The following is an 18,434-nucleotide window of genomic DNA, read 5'->3' on the forward strand; positions in this document are numbered from 1 at the left end:
TTTCCCTCCACCGGTGTCGTCACTCGGATGGACTCGCCGACGGACGTAATCTAACCGGCAGATGCAGCTGCAGTGATCGCGACTGCAGCACCGACGAGCGTGAGGTGAGAGAACGCCTGCGGGAAATTTCCGACTTGCCGCTGGTGCGTGACGTCGTACTCCTCGGCGAGCAGGCCGAGGTCGTTGGAGAGACCGACGAGGCGTTCGAACAACGAGCGAGCCTCGGTCACACGACCATTCATCGCAAGTGCGCTGACGAGCCAGAACGAGCATGCCAGGAACTGCCCCTCGTCCCCGGGGAGGCCGTCGTCGGTGTGGGCCGTCGAGTAGCGCGAGACGAAACCGTCGCGTCCGAGTTCCTTGGCAACGGCGTCGATCGTGGACGTGACCCGTTCGTCCGTCGGCGGCAGAAATCCGACGAGCGGTATCAGCAGTACACTCGCGTCGAGCTCCTCGGATCCGTAGTACTGCGTGAATGTTCCTCGCGCCGAATCGAATCCGTTCTCGCACACCTCCTGGTGTATGCGGTCGCGGGTCAAGCGCCAGCGTTCCACGGGCGCATCGAGCGCGAACCGCTCTGCGAGACGGACCGCCCGGTCGAACACCACCCACGCCATCACTTTCGACTGCGTGAAATGCCTTCTGGGACCACGTGTTTCCCAGATACCGTCGTCGGGCAACTCCCAGATGTTCTCGGTGTACTCGATGACGGCGCGCCACCGCGGCCAGAGGCGAGTGTCGATCGCGCCGAGGACCTCCGCGCTCTTGTGTGCGACACCGAGGACTTCACCGTAGACGTCGAGTTGAAATTGCTCCGACGCAGCATTCCCGACGCGGACCGGACGCGAATTCTCGTATCCTGGAAGATGTTCGACGTCGAACTCCGTCAACCGACGCTCCCCGCGGATGCCATACATGATCTGCAGTTTGGCGGGGTCACCTGTTCCGGCTCGCAACATGAAATCCCTGAATGCGACGGCTTCGTCGGTGTATCCGCCGGCCAGCAGCGCCTCGAGTGCGAGGACGGAATCTCGCAGCCAACAGTAGCGGTAGTCCCAATTGCGGACCCCACCGAGCGCTTCGGGAAGAGACGTCGTCGGCGCCGCGACGATCGCACCCGTCGTCTCGTCGGTCATCGCCTTCAGAACCACCAGCGACGTGAGGACCTCGTCGCGGTACGCCCCGTCGTAGGTGCAGCGATCGGTCCACTCACGCCACCACGTCGCGGTCCGTGCGAGCGCCGACTCCGCGTCCTCGACGAGCGGGGCATGTTCGAACGACGGGTGCCACCCGAGCGTGAAATAGTCGCGCTCCCCCGCGGTCGCGAGGAACTCCGTGTCGATCGTGCCCGCGTCGACATGCAGCGGCATCGTCGTGCAGAGATGGAACGACGACGGTCCGGCGGTGGCGAGTGCGCCGTCGGGAACGATCTCGACCCACGGGGTGATGGAGCCGTAGTCCGGCCGCACCGACAGACTCAGTCGCATCAGTACCCGGCCACGAAGACCCTCCACGATGCGCACCAGCCGGGGCGGCCCGTCTCCGCGTCGCGGCATGAAATCGATCAGACGGACAGCGCCGTCGGCGGTCTCGAAATCGGTCTCCAGCACCAGCGTCCCGGGCTGATATCGCCTGGTGACGCCCAGTATCTCGACGTCGGGCGCGATCGACCAGTGCCCATGTGTCTCGTCGCCGAGCAACGCTGTGAAGCACGACGCGGAGTCGAAACTCGGCAGGCAGAGCCAGTCGACGGACCCGTCGGCACCCACGAGCGCGGACGTCTGTAGATCACCGATGAAGCCGTAGTCCTCGATACGCATTCCGCGACACCCCCGTGCGTGCAGTGCAGATCCTTCGATGCTGCTCCGCGGCGTCGAACACGGTCAAGGTTCTGCTGTCGATTCACCCTTTCTGCGACATGCCCGACGCGCACAATGGGGACCGGAGGAACTGTCGAGCACATCTGTGGGGGCGAGATGACCGACGAACCCGACGTCTCACGGCCGCCTGCATCGCTGCGACGGATGTTGATTCCGCTTGCGCTCGCACAGTTCGTCTGCAGCTTCGCCGGGTCCAACATGAACGTGATGATCAACGACATCAGCGTCGATCTCGACACCACGGTTCAAGGCGTCCAGACCACGATCACTGCGTTTCTGCTGGTCATGGCTGCACTGATGATTCCGGGTGGGACGGTGACCGATCTGTGGGGACGCAAGCGATGTTTCGTTCTCGGTCTGTCGCTCTTCGGCGTCGGCGCCCTTCTCAGCGCGTTCTCTCCCGGTCTGTGGCTTCTGTTTCTCGGCAATTCGATTCTGGAAGGCGTCGGGACCGCGTTGCTGATTCCGCCGGTCTACATTCTCGCGACGGTTCTGTTCACCGACATGAAGTCTCGTGCGCGAGCATTCGGCGTGATCACCGGGATGGGCGGCATCGGTGCGGCGGCAGGCCCGTTGATCGGCGGGTTGATCACGACGGCGATCGACTGGCGGGCCGCGTTCGTGTTCCAAGCGTTGATCGTCGGAGCCGTCGTGCTCATGAGTCGGCGGATCGAGGACCCTTTGCCTGCGGATCCGACCAAACCGTTCGACGGCGTCGGCGCGCTGCTGTCCGCGGCCGGCCTGGTCTCGTTGGTGATGGGGATTTTGCAGGTGGACAACGATGTCACGGCGTCGGCGATTCTCGTCGCAGCCGGGGCGGTATTGCTGATCGGATTCTTCGTCCACGTCCGAACCCGGGAGCGCGACGGCAAAGTACCGCTGCTGTCGATCGCGTTGTTCCGGAATCGAACGTCGAATCTCGCGTTGGTCACTCAGAACATTCAGTGGCTTCTCCTGATGGGCATCGCGTTCGTGGTGTCGGCTTTCCTGCAGGTGGTTCGGGGGTACAACGCGATCCAGACGGGTGTCGTCTTCACTGCGTCGACGGCCGGAATCCTGGGCGCATCGTTGTTCGCGGAGCGATTGGCGGCGCGTTATCCGCAGCGCACGTTGATCCTCACCGGATTCGTCACCACTTTTGCCGGCGTCCTCGTGTTGTTGTTTCTCGTGCGCGAGTGGCCGAGCGCGTGGGCGTTCACGCCAGGATTGCTGCTGATCGGCGTGGGCTTGGGAGCCATGCTGACCCCGTCGGTGAACGTCGTGCAATCTGCTTTTCCCGATGATCGACAGGGTGAGATTTCGGGCCTGTCGCGGTGCATCTCCAACTTGGGTTCGTCGTTGGGGACGGCCGTCGCAGGAACAATTCTGGTGGCCGGGCTCGCGACTCCGGAGAGGTCCTACGCGCTGGCGATGATCGTGCTCGCGGTGATCGGGCTGGTGGGGTTCGTCGCCGCGTTGTTCCTCCCTCGACGGTAGTTCAGCGGCCGGTTTCGACGGGGAATCCGCGCTTTCGGAGCTCGTCGACGAGATCATCTCGCCCCGAGAGGAATTCGCGATTCATGACCTTGTCGTTGGTGTCGAACAATGTCGTGAGAAACGTCCGGCCCTGGTCGTTGCGTATGCCCGCGTCGGCACCGGCTCGGACGAGTTTCAAGCACATCGCGACATTGTTGACGTTGGCGGCCGAGAAGAGCGGTGTCTGCCCGCTGACCGTCTGAGTGGTGTTCAGATCTGCACCGCGGTCGACGAAGAGTTCGAGCATGTCGTCGCGGCCGTAGAGGGCGATGCTGTGCAGCGAGTTGCCCCCGAACCTGTCGGGTGCGTTCGCGAGTTCCGGATCGAAATCGAGCAGGGCCTCGATCGAGCCGACATTGTCCCTCAGAACTGCGTAGTTGACGGCGTTGTACTTGCCGCTCGTTTCAGCCAGCGGATCCGCGCCGGCTTCCAGCAACGTCGTCACCGCCCGGGGTGACGCGAATTCGACGGCCCACATCAGCGGTGTGATCGCCGCGCGCTTCGAGTCGTGATCGTTGCTGAGCGACTCGATGTCGGCGCCGTCGGCGATCATTCGACGCAGTTCGTCCGCGTCACCGTCGGCTGCGGCGTGGATGAGTTCCACGACACGACTGTCGTCGAAGTACCGATCGGCATCAGCTCGAAACCCGCTCAGGAATCGGTCCAACTGGGCGCAGCTGGTACAGAAGAGCGCCACGAGCAGTAGCAATGTCCACCGTCGCATGTGCATTCCTTTCGCAGTTCGTCACCACGTTAGAGCTACATCTGTACTCCAGCGATCTCGTCGACGCCGCCCTTCCCGTCGAACGCCAGCTGACGGAACGCGACCTTCTCGACGAAGAACCTGTCGTGGCTGACGAGGATCACGGCACCGGGGAATGCCGCCAACGCGCGTTCGAGGACCTGGGTGCTGCCGAGGTCGAGGTGGTTGGTCGGCTCGTCGAGCACGATGACTCCGGCCCCGAAGAGCAGGCACTGTGCCAACGCGACGCGCGCTTTCTGACCACCCGACAACGTGCCGATCTTCGACTTCAGGTCCAGCTCGGAGAACTGCAGCAACGTCAGGAAGCGGTTGACTTCCTTCTTCGTCGCACTGAAGGCGAGGCTGCCGGGCATGGCATTGACGGCGTGCGTGACGGTGTCGTCGAGATCGAGATCCGCGAGCACCTTGTTGTAGTAGATGAACGACGGCGCCTTGGTCTTCCACTTCACCTTGCCGCTGTCCGGCTGCTCGGACTCGGTGAGGATGTCGACGAGCGTGGTCTTGCCGCAGCCGTTCGGCCCGGTGATCGCGATCCGGTCGCCCCGATGAATTTCGAACGATACGCCGTCGAACAGCGGTTGTTCGCCATAACTTTTCGAGATCTCGTGGATCTCGGCGAGGTTGTCGTGCACGTGTAAGCCGCCGTAGATCGCGGTGACGACGGTATCGACAGGGCGAGGGTTCTTGGCCTTCTTGATGTTCGCGAGGCGACGTTTCAGGACCCCACTCGGGTTCTTGACCGCCTCCTTGCGATCGTTGATCGCCTCCTGCTCGTAGGCGAGCAGTTGCTGCTCGCTGCTGAACTCGCGTTCGAGGTTCTTGAGTCGGAACTGTTTCTGCACAACGTATTCCGAGTAGGAGCCGTCGTACATCTGTAGGTGGTGGTTCTCGATCTCGACGATGTTCGTGACGACCTGCTCGAGAAAATGCCGGTCGTGCGAGACGACGAGCAGCGCGCCGCGGAAGTCTCGCAACCACCGTTCGAGCCAGGCGATGCCGGCGACGTCGAGGAAGTTGGTCGGCTCGTCGAGCAGTAGGACGTCGGGCGCCTCGAGGAGAATCTTGGCCAGCGCCGCGCGGTTTCGCCAGCCGCCGGACAATCTGCCCACCGGAAGATCGCGTCGTTCGGCGTTGAAACCCAGCATCGACAGCACGGTGTCGATCTGCTGGTGATACGTCCAGCCGCCGCTGTTCTCCATCGCGTCGAGAAGTTCGGCCTGGCGATCGACGAGCTTGTACATCTGCTTCTCGTCGAGGTCGCCGCCGAGCGCTGCTTCGACCTCGGCCAGTTCGGTCTCGAGTGCGTGCACCGCGCTGAACAGCGATTCGAGTTCGTTCTGGATACTGCGTTCGCCGTCGAGTTCGGAGAACTGCGAGAAGTAACCGATCCGGGCGCCCTCGGTGGTATCGACGGTTCCGGTGTCCGGTGCCTCGCGACCGAGCAGCAGGTTCAGCAGCGTCGTCTTGCCGGTTCCGTTGCGGCCGATGAGCCCGACGCGATCACCGTCTGCCAGGCGGAAGAACACCTCACGGAGAATCACCCTCCCGTCGTATCCCTTGGCGACATCGTTCATGCGGATCCAGCTCAACTTCGGCGCTCCTGGGACGTGATAGGCGGGAGGGCCAACTCTACGTGAGCGAAAATGTATAGCGGGCTACACATAAACGCGCACGAGGCGAAAACCTCTGTAAATTTCTTTTCGCCGAGTGTCGATCCACGCGCGGCTCGTTCGACGAGTAGGCAGAGGGACCGAAAAGGAGGTCCCCGGACGGAGGGAAACCCCATGAAGTACATGCTGATCATGCGCACCACCGACGAGGCCATCGAAGCATCGAAGGACATGAACTTCGACGAGATCATCGCCGCGATGGGCCAGTACAACGAGAGTCTGATCAAGGCAGGGGTCCTGCTCGGTGGCGACGGCCTCGCCGGCCCGGAGGAAGGCTTCATCGTCGACTTCGATGCGGAGACACCCATCGTGTCCGACGGCCCCTACGGCGAGACGAAGGAACTGTTCTCCGGTTTCTGGATCATCCAGACGAAGACGAAGGACGAAGCCGCCGAATGGGCGAAGCGCTGCCCTCTCGGCCCGGGCAACAAGCTCGAAGTCCGACGCGTCACCGAATTGGAAGACTTCGACCAGACCAACGAGTGGGTGCAAAAGGAAGCAGGCTGGCGCGACGAGCTCGGCCACGACCGCCCGGTCAGCTCGTAGGCCATGTCCGAGGACGTTCGACGGGCGGTCGACGCGGTCTGGCGCGTGGAGTCCGCCAAGATCATCGCGACGCTCGCCCGTACCGTCGGCGATCTCGATCTGGCCGAGGATCTCGCGAGCCAGGCGCTGGTCGAAGCAGTTCAACAGTGGCCCGATTCGGGAATACCCCGCAATCCTGCGGCGTGGTTGACGACGGTGGCACGCAAGCGCGCGATCGACGGTTGGCGACGGAGCGAGAAGCTCGACGAGCGGTATGCCCATATCGCTCGCGAGTTGGCCACCGACGCGTCCCGGTTCGAGGACGTCAGCTGGGATCCAGACCATATCGACGACGACATCCTGCGGCTCATCTTCGTTTCGTGCCATCCGGTGTTGAACCGAAAGAGTCAGGTGGCGTTGACACTTCGTGTGGTCGGCGGTCTCACGACCGAGGAAATCGCAGCGGCGTTCCTGACGCCGGTTGCGACGGTCCAGCAGCGCGTGGTGCGCGCGAAGAAGTCGCTCACCGCTGCGAAGGTGCCGTTCGAGGTTCCGGGTCGCGACGAGTTCGCGACCCGGCTCGGCGGCGTTCTGAGCGTGCTGTACCTGATCTTCAACGAGGGGTATTCGGCAAGCTCGGGTACTCAGTGGATACGTGCCGATCTCACTGCCGAGGCGTTGCGGCTGGGCCGCATCCTTGCCGAACTGATTCCCCAGGAGCCCGAGGTGCACGGATTGGTCGCGTTGATGGAGCTCAACGCATCCAGGTTCGGAGCGCGAACCGACACAGCAGGAACGCCGATTCTGTTGTCGGACCAGGACCGAACCCGCTGGGATCGCGGGCAGATCACACGCGGCATCGCCGCTCTCGCACGCGCCGACGCACTGGGCCGCGGTCGCGGGCCGTACAGCCTGCAGGCAGCGATCGCCGAATGCCACGCGAGTGCAGCGGTGTTCGCCGACACGGACTGGAAGCGAATAGTGCTGCTGTACGAGGCTTTACAACAGTTGGCGCCCTCCTACGTGGTGGCGTTGAACCACGCGGCGGCGGTATCGATGGCCTACGGTCCCGCCAAAGGTCTCGAGTACGTCGACCGACTCGTCGCCGCAGGCGGGCTCGCGAACTACCATCTGCTCCCCAGTGTCCGCGGTGACCTTCTCGCCCAACTCGGCCGCGTCGAGGAGGCTCGTGCGGAGCTTCTCGACGCGGCCAGGCTGGCGGGTAATGAGCGCGAGCGGGAGTTTCTGGTGGCCAAGGCAGGGCGACTTCGTCGCCATGTGCACGAAAATACGTAGCGGGCTATGTATTTTCGTGCACATGTGGCGCAGCCACCAGATCCAGATACCGCTGCTTCATCGTCTCGATGACCTGATCTCCGTCGGTCGCCCAGACCTTTTCGTTGAAGATCTCGACTTCGATGTCGCCGCGGTACCCCGCGTCGCGGACCCAGCTACCGATCGAGCCGAAATCGATGACGCCATCCCCCATCATTCCGCGCGAGAGCAATGGGTCGGCTTCCATCGGCACCAACCAGTCGCACACCTGGTACGAGCTGATCCGACCGCGCTCACCCGCCGTCGCGATCAGGCTCTCGAGGTCCGGATCCCACCAGACGTGGAACGTGTCGACGACGACTCCGACGGCCTCCGCGGGATGCGGCTCGGCCATCGAGAGCGCTTGTCCCAGTGTCGAAATCACGGCGCGATCTGCGACGTACATCGGATGCAACGGTTCCAACGCGATGCGCACTCCGCGGTCGAGCGCGTACGGCACCAGTGAAGCCAACCGCTCCTCGACACGAGCGCGGGCGCCGATCAGGTCGCGGTCGGGAATTCCACCCATCACCATCACGAGTTCCGGTGCACCCAGTTCAGCCGCTTCATCGAGCGCGCGACGATTGTCGTCCAAGCCGTCGTCGTCGATGGCCGTCAGGAATCCGCCGCGGCAGAGACTGGACACGCGAAGTCCTGCGTCGGACACCATCTTCGCCGCCTGCGCGACGCCGACTTCCTGTACTCGATCTCGCCACGGGCCGATTGCTCCGAGACCCGCCCGTGCCGCTCCGTCGACGGCTTGTTTCAGCGTCCACGAGTTCACTGTCTTGGTGTTCAAAGACAAAGCGGCGTAGGGGTTCATGACGTCACCCCGTTCAACTCCAGGAACAGCCCCATACGATGGACGGCCAGTGCCGGATCCAGCAGCAGCCCAGCGCGATCGGCGAGCACGAACAGTTCCGTCAGATGTTCGACGCTTCGGCCGGACGCCAGCCCGCCCACCATCGAGAATCCGGATTGCTTCCCGTTCAGCCAGGACAGGAACGCGATTCCGGTCTTGTAGTAGTACGTCGGTGCCGCGAAGATGTGGCGTCCGAGTTCCTGCGTGGATCGCAGGATCTCTTCTGCACGTTCGGAATTCCCACGATCGAGCTCCTGCAACGCCGTGGACGCAGCCGGATAGATCCCGGCGAAGATGCCCAGCAGTGCATCCGAGTGGCCCTGCTCGTCACCGATGATCAGCTCGGGATAATTGAAATCGTCTCCCGTGTAGAGCCGCACACCGTCCGGAAGCGCTCTGCGCAAGGCGATTTCATGATTCGCGTCGAGCAGCGACACCTTGACGCCGTCGACCTTGTCCGCATGCTCGGTGATCAGCTGAAGGAACGTTGCCGTGGCTGCGTCTATATCGACACTGCCCCAATACCCTTCCAGCGCCGGATCGAACATGGTTCCGAGCCAATGCAGGATGACGGGACTGTCGACCTCGTTCAACAAGGTCGAGTAGACGGACAGATAGTCCTCGGGCGACGACGCGACCTGCGCCAGGGCGCGTGACGCCATGATGATCACGTTGGCACCGGCATCGGTGACCACCGAGACCTGTTCGCGATAGGCGTCGAGCACCTCGGAAAGACTGGGCGACGCACCCAGGTCCAGCTGGTCCGTTCCAGCGCCACAGGCCAACAATCCGCCGACTCGCTTCGCTTCGGCACCGGAACGACGGATCAGTTCCGCAGTCGCCGCCCAGTCCAGGCCCATGCCGCGCTGGGCGGTGTCCATCGCGTCGGCGACTCCGAGCCCGTACGACCACAATTCACGCCGATAGGCCAGCGTGGCATCCCAGTCGATGTCGGCGAGGGCACCAGGTGTGTTGTCCGCCGTCACCCGCGGAACGACGTGCGCGGCCGCGTAGACGATGCGTGAGGTGAATGGCACCGAAGGCTTGGTCCACTCCCCCGGCTCGCCCAGAACATGAACACCTTTGCCGGGCAGCGCAATCGACGGGTCTGACACTGTAGTCGTCACAGCGTGATCTCCGGAACATCGAGACGACGGCCCTCGGCAGAGCTCTTCAGACCGAGTTCGGCCAACTGCACGCCGCGCGCGGCGGACAGCAGTCCGTATCGATGCGGGCGCTCGGCAACGACGTCGCGCAGGAATTCCTCCCACTGCAACTTGAAGCCGTTGTCGAGGTCGGCGTTCGCGGGCACCTCGAGCCACTGATCCCGGAACGGTTCCGTCACAGGAAGATCCGGGTTCCACACCGGTTTCGGCGTGTGCGAGCGATGCTGTGCGACGCACTTGCGCAGGCCTGCGACAGCGGACCCGTGCGTTCCGTCGACCTGGAATTCGACGAGCTCGTCTCGGAACACCCGGACTGCCCACGACGAGTTGATCTGCGCGACAACGCCGTTCTCGAGCTCGAAGATGCCGTACGCGGAATCGTCGGCAGTAGCCGCGTATTCACGGCCCTCCTCGTCCCAGCGTGTCGGAATATGGGTCGCGGCTTTCGCCGTAACGGTCTCGACCTTGCCGAGAATGCCTTCCAGCACGTAGTTCCAGTGGCAGAACATGTCGATGATGATTCCGCCACCGTCCTCGGAGCGGTAGTTCCAACTCGGCCGCTGCGCGGGCTGGCCGTCACCTTCGAACACCCAGTAGCCGAATTCACCACGCAGCGAGAGGATACGGCCGAAGAAGCCTTCGTCGACGAGTCGCTTGAGCTTCACCAACCCGGGCAGGTACAGCTTGTCGTGCACGACGCCCGCAGTGATGCCTGCGTTCTCGGCGATGCGTGCGAGTTCGATGGCTTCGGTGAGCGTCTCCGCCGTCGGCTTCTCGGTGAAGATGTGTTTGCCCGCTTTCATCGCCGACGCGAGTGCTTCCGCGCGTCGGGACGTGACCTGGGCGTCGAAATAGATGTCGATGCTGGCGTCGTCGATGATCGAGGTGGCGTCGGTGCTGTACTCGGCGATCCCGTACTGCGCGCAGAGTTCCTGAAGCTTGGCCTCGTTGCGGCCGACGAGGATCGGCTCGACCTGAACGCGTGTTCCGTCGTCGAGCAGAACGCCGCCCTGCTCGCGGATCGGAAGGATGGAACGCAGGAAGTGCTGCCGGAAGCCCATGCGGCCGGTGACGCCGTTCATGGCGATGCGCAGGGTGCGAGTGGAGTTGGGCATAAGGTTGCCTTTTCTGGGGAATGGATCGGAAAGATCGGCACGCGTCGAGCGAATGAACTCAGCTTCGGAATGCGCTTTCCAAGCTATGCTGTCGGAAGCGGTTGGTCAAGCGATATCGAGAAGGAGCAGTTATGGCAGCAGTGCGATTGAGCGACGTCGCGGCAGCCGCGGGAGTCTCGCAGGCCACCGCGTCGCGCGTGCTCAACGGCTCCTCCCGCATCCCGGGCGAGGGCGTCGCCGACCGCGTTCGTGCCGCTGCCGCCGACCTCGGATATGTCGCGAACGCCCAGGCCCAGGCGCTGGCGAGGTCGTCGACGGGCTTGATCGGACTCGTGGTGCACGACGTCGCCGACCCGTATTTCTCCTCGATCGTCCGCGGCGTGCAGAACGAAGCCCGCACAGCCGGAAAATTGGTGCTCCTGGCCAGCACCGAGCGTGACTTCGACATCGAACGTCAGTCGGTCAGCACGTTCATCTCGCACCGCGCCGACGCGATCATTCTGGCCGGCTCGCGACAAAGTGGTGATCTCGATCGGGATCTCGAACAAGAATTCGCCGCGTATCGCAAGAACGACGGAAAAGTCGTGGTCATCGGGCAACCGCTGCCGTTCGGTTCCGCCGTCGAACCGGAGAATTTCACGGCATCGGCGCAGCTTGCGGAGGCGTTGATCGGCGAGGGCCATCGACGTTTCGCCGTCATCGGCGGGCCAGGCAACATCCGTACGTCCGTCGATCGCCGGAACGGATTCGTCGACGCCCTGAGCCGGCACGGGCTTGCCCCGGAAATCGAAGTGGCAGGCGACTTCTCGCGCGACGGCGGATACAGCGCTGCCCGACGCCTCGCCGCGGCGCTGGAATTGCATCCCGACCACGGACAGGAGCGGAGCCTGCGGAGCGACCCAAGTGACATGCCCCCCTGCGTCTTCGCGGTCACGGACGTCATGGCGATCGGTGCCATCGCCGCGTGGCGCGGCCTCGACCTGCGGGTTCCCGAGGATGTCTGCGTCGCGGGGTTCGACGACATCCCGACCCTGCGCGACCACTTCCCCAGCCTCACGACGGTCGCACTGTCACTCGTCGAGATCGGCGAACGGGCAGTTCGGCTCGCACTGGACACACCGGCCGACGTGCACGAGTACGCGCCCGGGACAGTAGTTCTGCGCGCCAGCAGCGCTCTGAACAGGTAGTTTTTACCCACCCTTGACAGTGTGGGCGCGGTCACACTACATTCGGCACCAGCTTCGGAAAGCGCATTCCAATGGCGGCGCCAGGAAATGCAGTTGGCCCGCACCACTACTAGCTTGAGGACTCCACATGGCGGTAACAACGTCGGTCGAGACCCGTTCCGCTGACCCGGCGGCGTCCACTCCCGCGCCGACGAATCGACGACGGAGCTCGAAGGCCACCTTGCCCTCGTTCCGAAACACATGGTCCGGCCTCTGGCGGCCCCTGGCCCTCGTGGCCGTGCTGATCGCAGCATGGTGGGCCGTCACCGAATCCGAACTGGTTGCGCCCTATATCCTTCCGTCTCCCGGTGACACCTGGTCCACGATGACGGAGAACGCGTCCTACCTCGCCGGCCACACCTGGGTCACGACGTACGAGACCATTGCAGGCTTCGTCATTGCCGCGATCGTGGGCGAGGCGGTAGCGGTTCTGATGATCTACTCGTCGTCCATCGAGAAGACGATGTATCCACTGATCCTGTTCGCGCAGGTCATCCCGAAGATCGCCATTGCGCCGCTGTTCGTCGTCTGGCTCGGATTCGGTGCAAGCCCCAAGATCCTCGTCGCCGTGTTGATGGCGTTCTTCCCCATCGTGATCGCAGGCATGGCAGGTCTGCGGTCGGTCGACCCGGAGATTCTGGAGCTCACCTCCACCATGGGCGCCAGTAAGTGGAAGACGTTCGCCAAGGTCCGTTTTCCCGCATCCCTGCCCCAGCTCATGTCCGGGCTGAAGATCGCAGCCACACTCGCTGTCACCGGTGCGGTCGTCGGCGAATTCGTCGGAGCCAACGAAGGACTCGGCTACGTCATCCTCCAGGCCAACGGAAACATCGACACCGCAATGCTGTTCGCTGCTCTGATCATCATGTCGGCGCTCGGCATCATCCTCTTCATGATCATCGAGATCGCAGAGAAGTTCCTCATCCCCTGGCATGCGTCGCGTCGATCCACTGCATCCGCGTCCGCAGTCTGAAACAACGGAGACACCAATGAATTTCAGAACTCTCGTAGTCGCGGCTGCCGCTGCATCGTCACTCGTGCTCGCCGGTTGTAGCGGCGCGGGCGCATCGGAAAAGGCTCCCGGCGAGGACGGCGAAACCACCGCGACCTCCCTCATGCTCAACTGGTATCCCTACGGCGAGCACGCACCGTTCTATTACGGCGTGCAAGAAGGTATTTTCGCCAAACACGGCATCGACCTCACCATCACCGCAGGCCAGGGCTCGACCAAGACCGCGCAGGCCGCCGGGTCCAATCAGACCGACTTCGGCTGGGCCGACTCCGCCGCGGTACTCAGCAACATCGACAAGGGCGTGCGCATCAAGAGCGTCGGCGTGTTCCTGCAGACCACGCCGTCCGCGGTGCAGGTCTACGCCGACGGACCGATCCAGTCGACAGCAGACCTCGCAGGAAAGACGATCGCCGTCTCCGCAGGCGATGCGCCGACGACGACCTTCCCGGCGTACCTCGATGCAGTCGGCGTCGCCGAGGACTCGGTGTCACAGCAGAGCCTCGACTCTGCGGGCAAGGTCGCCGCGATGCTGTCCGGCCAGGTCGACGGCTTGATCGGCTTCGCACACGATCAGGGCCCCAACATCGCGAACAAGAGCGGTCGCGAGATGCGGTACCTGAAGTACTCGGACGCGGGCCTGAATTTCTTCAGCAACGGACTGATCGCCAACACGTCCACGATCGAACGGTCCCCCGAACTCGTCCAAGCCATGGTCGACGCCACCACCGAGTCGTTCGAGGCGGCCATCGCCAATCCCGAGGCGGCTGTGGCCTCGATGGTCGGCAAGGACCCGCAGACTCCACCCGAGTCCGTCCTGCTGCAGCAGTGGCAGGAAACCATCCCGCTCCTGACGACGCCCAACACCGAGGGCAATGCCCCCGGCGTCAACTCCGAGGAGGATTGGGTGTCCACGATCGCCGTGCTGTCGGACGCAGGATTGCTCGAGAGCGCCGAAGATCCGTCGAAGTACTGGGACTCGTCCTTCACCAGCAGTGAGGCCTGACATGACTGCCACATTCGATCGCCCCAAGACCGTGACAACCGACACCGCCGTCGCCGTGGACAACCTCAGCGTTCGGTTCTCGTCCAAGCGCGGTGAGGTGACCGCCCTCAGCGACGTCGACTTGACGGTTCGTGAAGGCGAATTCGTCTCCATCGCCGGACCGTCGGGATGCGGTAAGTCGACGCTGCTGAAAGTCGTTGCCGGACTGACCAATGCCAGCTCCGGAAGCGTCAGCCTTCGCGGACGTGAAGTGAAGGGCCCACAGCGAGGCATCGGCTACGTGTTCCAGCGGGCAGCGCTGCTCGAATGGCGTACTGTGCGCAAGAACATCCTGCTGCAGGGCGAGATGCGCGGCATGAGCAAGAAGACGACCGCAGCCAAGGCCGACCAGCTCATCGAGATGACCGGCCTGTCCGGCTTCGAGAACGCCTTGCCGCACGAGCTGTCCGGCGGTATGCAGCAACGTGTTTCGCTGTGCCGGGCGCTGCTGCACGAACCGGAGGTGCTGCTCATGGACGAGCCGTTCGGTGCGCTCGACGCACTCACCCGCGAGAAGATGAACGTCGAGCTCCACCGTATCTGGCGCGAAACCGGTACGACGGTCATGTTGGTGACACACTCGGTTGCCGAGGCCGTGTACCTCGCCAACCGCGTCGTCGTCATGAGCCCACGGCCGGGCCGCATCGTCGAGATCCTCGACGTCGACCTGCCCGCCAAACGCGACTACAGCCCGACGATGGAGCAGCCGGAGTTCACGTCCGTCGCCAATAGGGTCCGTGATCTGCTGGGGGCGACCACCAGCGCCGATTAGGGCGGCTTCGCCGCCACGTGCACGAAAATACATAGCGGGCTATGTATTTTCGTGCACGTGTGGCGCAGCCACACTCTCTCGTTAACCAAACGAATGGTACAAATTACACATCTCGGCGACGGCCGCCGACGACGTGGACACGAACGAGGGTCATGGACGACAAGGCGTCGCGCCTGCACGACAAGGTGATGACCGCGTTGGTCATCACATCGATCGTTTCGGCAGGCATCGTCGTCGCCGGCCTGACCGCGGCGCCGGAAGAACCCGCGCTGACGGTCCAACCCGTCACTCCGACGCAGGAAGCCCCGACTCCTCCTCCTGAGGAGTACGTGGTGGTCACGCCAGAAGTGGAGTATCCGACATCGATTCCTGGATGCGACGACGTCGATCCCCCTGTGGAGGACAGCTATTCCTCCTTCATCACGATGGGTGACCAGAGCTACGACAACCCGATCGCGCCGTGGTTCAGTGGCCCGAAGGCACAACTCATGTCCGAAGCACTGCTTTCGGCACTACCGACCCACATTTCGTTCGAAGACGGCGTTCCCTACTTCGATCCGATCCCTGTCTACAACGGTGCACCCGAGGAGGTGACCGTCGACTCGACCAACGCATACGGGTCTGTCATCACCGATACGGGAACCGGGTCCCTCAGCGTCGCTGTTTCCCAAAGCACTCGAGGCGTCGAACCGTGCGTCGCGGGTGATCTCGACGAACGATCGACGATGCCCGACGGAACCGTCGTCGACGCCTTGACCACCTGGCGCGAAGTCAACGGCGACCGTACGTACGCGCGAAGCGTGACGGCCTACCACCTCGATGGGTCGCAGATCTCGGCCTACTCGGCAGCCCCGGACAGCGAAAACGCACTACCACTGTCGGTCGACGAACTCGTCTCCGTCGTCACCGCGTCGGGGTTGAGGACGTCGAGCAGTGCACCTCCAGGAACGCCGGGAAACATCTCCGAATGCAGCCCGTTCGGACGGAACGAGTCGACCAGAAAGTTCACCGGAACCGATATCGCGGCACTCAACTCGGCGTTGACGAATGCCGCCGTCGGTACGCTGGCTCCCTCTCCGGCGCTGGGCGCGTTGCGTCCGAGCGCATGGGGCGATGGGCTCTGCCAAATAGTGAACAGTGCCGCGGGAACGCTGACGATCTCGGTCGGGGATGCGCCTGCACCCGACCCCGGACTGTACGCGAGCGGCACAATGGCGTCGGTGGAGACGCCGTCGGGTCTCAGTGTCACCGTGCAGACCGAACTCCCTTGGGAACGCGCAGAATTGGAGCGCATTGCCGTCACACCCGGATTGGACCAGTAGTGAAGCCCCGCACGCAACTGGCAATTGCAGGCCTCGTCACCGTCGTATCCGTCTCGGCCGCCACAGTGTTCCTGGCGCAGGACAGAACAGCCACGATCAAGCGGATCACCGACGCGACGCCGGGGGCCCCTGGATTGGCCTGGGCCTTGGACGCGTCCGCAAGCGGACTGAACGGCGCGACTTTCTCCGACCCACGGAGCGGGTCCGAATATCCCTGGGGCGTAGGGGCGATTCGGATCGACGACACGTTGTTCACGCTCGCCGTCGTCGGCGGTGGCGACGGCCCCAACACGGATGCTGTCATGGTGGCGGTCGACGTCGATTCCGGCACGGTGCGGTGGACCGCGCCCGCACAGGAGTTGGCTACGTGCGCCGACGAACCGCTCGACGGAGCCCTTGTGTGCCAACGAGTTCCATACTTGCCGCACCCCGGACTGATCACGTACGACATCGCGTCCGGTGAGTCTCGCACGGTACCGTCGTCGCCCGACGCCTTCGCGATCACCGTCGCAGAGGATCGCCTGTATACCGCCGAGGGCAACCTCGAGGATGCCGATGTGCGTCTTCATCGCGGAACGCTGGAGCGCCCCGATGCCGACTGGAGTGCACCGGTCACAGCATCGGGCGGCTGGGAGGACCAGTACGCAGATCGCCTGAAAGTCGACACGGAGATCGGGCAGTTCGATATCGGTGGCCAGTTCGCATCCTTCGATGCGGCTACAGGCAAAGAAGTCTGGTCGACGGACATCCTCGACGACTGTGTCATCGCCAAGTACCGCTCAGCGGGCGACCTGGCGGTGGCCACCGAATTCGATTGCGCCGGTGACTCGTCCGACGTCACCGCAACCCGGGCCTACACCTCCGACGGAGATGTACTCGTGTCTCACCCGGGCCCGGTCGAGCACTATCTGGCCATCGACGATCCGACTGATGCGTCCGTCCCGGTAGTGCTGGGCGACGCCGCGTTCGATCGTACGAGCGGCGAAGAGCTGTGGCGCAGCGACCTTCTGATCTTCGACGATCCCGGCGACGAGTGGAACGATCCTCGTATTCGGGGCACGTTGGGGGCAGTCATCGGCGAGGTCGGGCTTCTCAGCCGGGACGGCACGACGATCGGGATCGATCTGAATTCCGGCGAAGAACTCTGGAGGGCACCAGAGCGGTGGTCGATCATCGGCAGTGACGGAGACACCGTTCTCGCATCCGAATCGGGACATCTGAATGCCCTCGATTCGCTGAGTGGCGAACTGCTCTGGTCGGCCGAATACTCCAAGATGATCCCCGACGGTGCCAGCCCCGACACCCTCATCGAAGGAGCAGACGGTTCGTACACCCTGATGTCCGGATCGACTCTTGCACGACTGATCCCGCTCCCCTGACCGGGTGGCGACGACCGCCGATCGTTAGGATCCCGGCTAGATGCCTAGCAGACGGGACCGAAGATGACCGACGCCACGACCCATCCTTTCGACGACGCACTGGCCCTGACCAGCCTCGAGCCCGGCACCTACCTGGGCAAGACTTCGCCTGCGTACAACAACATGGTCGGCCCGTTCGGCGGGCTGACTGCAGCCACGCTGATCCGCGCGATCGAACTGCACCCCGACCGCCACGGGGATCCGATATCGCTGACCATCAACTTCGCCGGCCCGATCACGGAGGGCGAGTTCCAGATCTCCACCCGCGCGGTGCGCACCAATCGGAGTAACCAGCACTGGTATCTGGAGGTCAGCCAGAACGGCGAGATCGCGACGACTGCCACCGCGGTGTTCGGCACCCGACGCGAAACATGGGACGACGACGAAGCCACTCCCCCGGATGCGCCTGCCCCGTCCGAACTCGAGCAGAGCGGCTTCCCGGATTTCATCGCGTGGGCCCGTAATTACGAGATGCGCTTCGCATCAGGAGCTTTGACGGAAGAGGCATCCGACAGCTCCACGATCACTCTGTGGGTCCGCGACACCCCCTCACGCGCATTGGATTTCACGTCACTGACGTCGATGGCCGACATCTTCTACCCTCGCGTGTTCCAGCGTCGGGGGACGTACGTTCCCGCGGGCACCATCTCATTGACCATTCACTACTTCGCCACTGCGGAAGACATAGCAGCGCAGCATGATTCGTACGTTCTCGCCCACGCCCATGCCCGACGCTTCCACCGCGGTTACTTCGATCAGTCGGCCGAACTGTGGAGCAGCGACGAGAAACTTATTGCCACGAGTCACCAGGTCGTGTACTACAAGGACTGAT

Annotated in this window: 16 protein-coding genes; 10 read left to right on the top strand and 6 right to left on the bottom strand. The window is 63.4% G+C overall.

Annotated features, from left to right (window positions below; genetic code table 11):
* Positions 1-50: 50 nt before the first annotated feature.
* A complete protein-coding gene (locus CHB96_RS13295) occupies positions 51-1,820 on the bottom strand; it encodes a glycoside hydrolase family 15 protein (RefSeq protein ID WP_089246905.1) in 1,770 nt (589 codons plus the stop codon).
* Positions 1,821-1,976: 156 nt separating this feature from the next.
* Between CHB96_RS13295 and CHB96_RS13300 the strand changes: the two genes are divergently transcribed.
* Positions 1,977-3,356 carry an MFS transporter gene (locus CHB96_RS13300; RefSeq protein WP_217899949.1) on the top strand — a complete coding sequence of 460 codons (1,380 nt, stop codon included), beginning with the start codon at positions 1,977-1,979 and terminating at the stop codon, positions 3,354-3,356.
* A 1-nt stretch (position 3,357) separates the two neighbouring features.
* Here the strand turns inward: CHB96_RS13300 and CHB96_RS13305 are convergent, their stop codons facing one another.
* Together CHB96_RS13305 and CHB96_RS13310 are read right to left on the bottom strand one after the other, a co-directional pair.
* A complete protein-coding gene (locus tag CHB96_RS13305) occupies positions 3,358-4,119 on the bottom strand; it encodes an ankyrin repeat domain-containing protein (RefSeq protein WP_245865619.1) in 762 nt (253 codons plus the stop codon).
* A gap of 35 nt (positions 4,120-4,154) precedes the next feature.
* Positions 4,155-5,747: an ABC-F family ATP-binding cassette domain-containing protein gene (locus tag CHB96_RS13310; RefSeq protein WP_245865622.1), complete on the bottom strand. Its 1,593-nt coding sequence runs from the start codon at positions 5,745-5,747 to the stop codon at positions 4,155-4,157.
* 195 nt (positions 5,748-5,942) lie between these two features.
* Between CHB96_RS13310 and CHB96_RS13315 the strand changes: the two genes are divergently transcribed.
* Both CHB96_RS13315 and CHB96_RS13320 read left to right on the top strand, forming a co-directional pair.
* Positions 5,943-6,374, top strand: a complete 432-nt coding sequence (locus tag CHB96_RS13315; protein WP_089246911.1) for a YciI family protein — start codon at positions 5,943-5,945, stop codon at positions 6,372-6,374.
* 3 nt (positions 6,375-6,377) lie between these two features.
* Positions 6,378-7,649, top strand: coding sequence for an RNA polymerase sigma factor (locus CHB96_RS13320; RefSeq protein WP_089246913.1), 1,272 nt, complete (start codon positions 6,378-6,380; stop codon positions 7,647-7,649).
* 4 nt (positions 7,650-7,653) lie between these two features.
* Here CHB96_RS13320 and CHB96_RS13325 read toward each other — a convergent pair whose 3' ends face one another.
* The 3 genes from CHB96_RS13325 to CHB96_RS13335 are packed head-to-tail and all read right to left on the bottom strand — an operon-like array spanning position 7,654 to position 10,810.
* Entirely contained in the window at positions 7,654-8,490 is an 837-nt protein-coding gene (locus CHB96_RS13325) for a sugar phosphate isomerase/epimerase family protein (RefSeq protein WP_089246915.1), read from the bottom strand.
* A complete protein-coding gene (locus CHB96_RS13330) occupies positions 8,487-9,656 on the bottom strand; it encodes a dihydrodipicolinate synthase family protein (RefSeq protein WP_089246917.1) in 1,170 nt (389 codons plus the stop codon). The genes CHB96_RS13325 and CHB96_RS13330 overlap by 4 nt, the downstream gene beginning before the upstream one ends.
* Positions 9,653-10,810 carry a Gfo/Idh/MocA family protein gene (locus CHB96_RS13335; RefSeq protein WP_089246919.1) on the bottom strand — a complete coding sequence of 386 codons (1,158 nt, stop codon included), beginning with the start codon at positions 10,808-10,810 and terminating at the stop codon, positions 9,653-9,655. Before CHB96_RS13335 ends, CHB96_RS13330 begins: the two co-directional genes overlap by 4 nt.
* 131 nt (positions 10,811-10,941) lie before the next feature.
* Here CHB96_RS13335 and CHB96_RS13340 point away from each other — a divergent pair, with 131 nt between their 5' ends.
* The 7 genes from CHB96_RS13340 (at position 10,942) to CHB96_RS13375 (ending at position 18,433) form a co-directional block, all read left to right on the top strand.
* Positions 10,942-11,997, top strand: a complete 1,056-nt coding sequence (locus CHB96_RS13340) for a LacI family DNA-binding transcriptional regulator (protein WP_089246921.1) — start codon at positions 10,942-10,944, stop codon at positions 11,995-11,997.
* Between the two features lie 127 nt (positions 11,998-12,124).
* Positions 12,125-13,009 (top strand): ABC transporter permease, encoded by an 885-nt coding sequence (locus CHB96_RS13345; RefSeq protein ID WP_089246923.1) that lies wholly within the window; start codon positions 12,125-12,127, stop codon positions 13,007-13,009.
* A 16-nt stretch (positions 13,010-13,025) separates the two neighbouring features.
* Complete coding sequence (locus CHB96_RS13350; RefSeq protein ID WP_089246925.1) at positions 13,026-14,051, top strand: ABC transporter substrate-binding protein; 1,026 nt, start codon at positions 13,026-13,028, stop codon at positions 14,049-14,051.
* A 1-nt stretch (position 14,052) separates the two neighbouring features.
* Positions 14,053-14,862 carry an ABC transporter ATP-binding protein gene (locus CHB96_RS13355; RefSeq protein WP_089247310.1) on the top strand — a complete coding sequence of 270 codons (810 nt, stop codon included), beginning with the start codon at positions 14,053-14,055 and terminating at the stop codon, positions 14,860-14,862.
* Between the two features lie 152 nt (positions 14,863-15,014).
* Positions 15,015-16,184, top strand: a complete 1,170-nt coding sequence (locus CHB96_RS29685) for a hypothetical protein (protein ID WP_176444284.1) — start codon at positions 15,015-15,017, stop codon at positions 16,182-16,184.
* The gene (locus tag CHB96_RS13370) at positions 16,184-17,563 is read left to right on the top strand and encodes an outer membrane protein assembly factor BamB family protein (protein ID WP_176444285.1); all 1,380 of its coding nucleotides are present in this window, start codon (positions 16,184-16,186) and stop codon (positions 17,561-17,563) included. Before CHB96_RS29685 ends, CHB96_RS13370 begins: the two co-directional genes overlap by 1 nt.
* 63 nt (positions 17,564-17,626) lie before the next feature.
* Positions 17,627-18,433 carry an acyl-CoA thioesterase gene (locus CHB96_RS13375; RefSeq protein ID WP_089246933.1) on the top strand — a complete coding sequence of 269 codons (807 nt, stop codon included), beginning with the start codon at positions 17,627-17,629 and terminating at the stop codon, positions 18,431-18,433.
* The last annotated feature ends 1 nt before the right edge of the window (position 18,434 follow it).

The organism is Rhodococcoides kyotonense (assembly GCF_900188125.1).
GTDB classification, from domain to species: Bacteria; Actinomycetota; Actinomycetes; order Mycobacteriales; family Mycobacteriaceae; genus Rhodococcoides; species Rhodococcoides kyotonense.

What these genes read in the sequence shown, in the direction of transcription:
- CHB96_RS13305 (WP_245865619.1), bottom strand. Translation starts at nt 4,119, where the DNA reads ATGCGACGGTGGACATTGCTACTGCTCGTGGCGCTCTTCTGTACCAGC.
- CHB96_RS13350 (WP_089246925.1), top strand. Translation starts at nt 13,026, where the DNA reads ATGAATTTCAGAACTCTCGTAGTCGCGGCTGCCGCTGCATCGTCACTC.
- CHB96_RS13300 (WP_217899949.1), top strand. Translation starts at nt 1,977, where the DNA reads ATGACCGACGAACCCGACGTCTCACGGCCGCCTGCATCGCTGCGACGG.
- CHB96_RS13355 (WP_089247310.1), top strand. Translation starts at nt 14,053, where the DNA reads ATGACTGCCACATTCGATCGCCCCAAGACCGTGACAACCGACACCGCC.
- CHB96_RS13315 (WP_089246911.1), top strand. Translation starts at nt 5,943, where the DNA reads ATGAAGTACATGCTGATCATGCGCACCACCGACGAGGCCATCGAAGCA.
- CHB96_RS13325 (WP_089246915.1), bottom strand. Translation starts at nt 8,490, where the DNA reads ATGAACCCCTACGCCGCTTTGTCTTTGAACACCAAGACAGTGAACTCG.
- CHB96_RS13345 (WP_089246923.1), top strand. Translation starts at nt 12,125, where the DNA reads ATGGCGGTAACAACGTCGGTCGAGACCCGTTCCGCTGACCCGGCGGCG.
- CHB96_RS13375 (WP_089246933.1), top strand. Translation starts at nt 17,627, where the DNA reads ATGACCGACGCCACGACCCATCCTTTCGACGACGCACTGGCCCTGACC.
- CHB96_RS13295 (WP_089246905.1), bottom strand. Translation starts at nt 1,820, where the DNA reads ATGCGTATCGAGGACTACGGCTTCATCGGTGATCTACAGACGTCCGCG.
- CHB96_RS13335 (WP_089246919.1), bottom strand. Translation starts at nt 10,810, where the DNA reads ATGCCCAACTCCACTCGCACCCTGCGCATCGCCATGAACGGCGTCACC.
- CHB96_RS13320 (WP_089246913.1), top strand. Translation starts at nt 6,378, where the DNA reads ATGTCCGAGGACGTTCGACGGGCGGTCGACGCGGTCTGGCGCGTGGAG.
- CHB96_RS29685 (WP_176444284.1), top strand. Translation starts at nt 15,015, where the DNA reads ATGGACGACAAGGCGTCGCGCCTGCACGACAAGGTGATGACCGCGTTG.
- CHB96_RS13340 (WP_089246921.1), top strand. Translation starts at nt 10,942, where the DNA reads ATGGCAGCAGTGCGATTGAGCGACGTCGCGGCAGCCGCGGGAGTCTCG.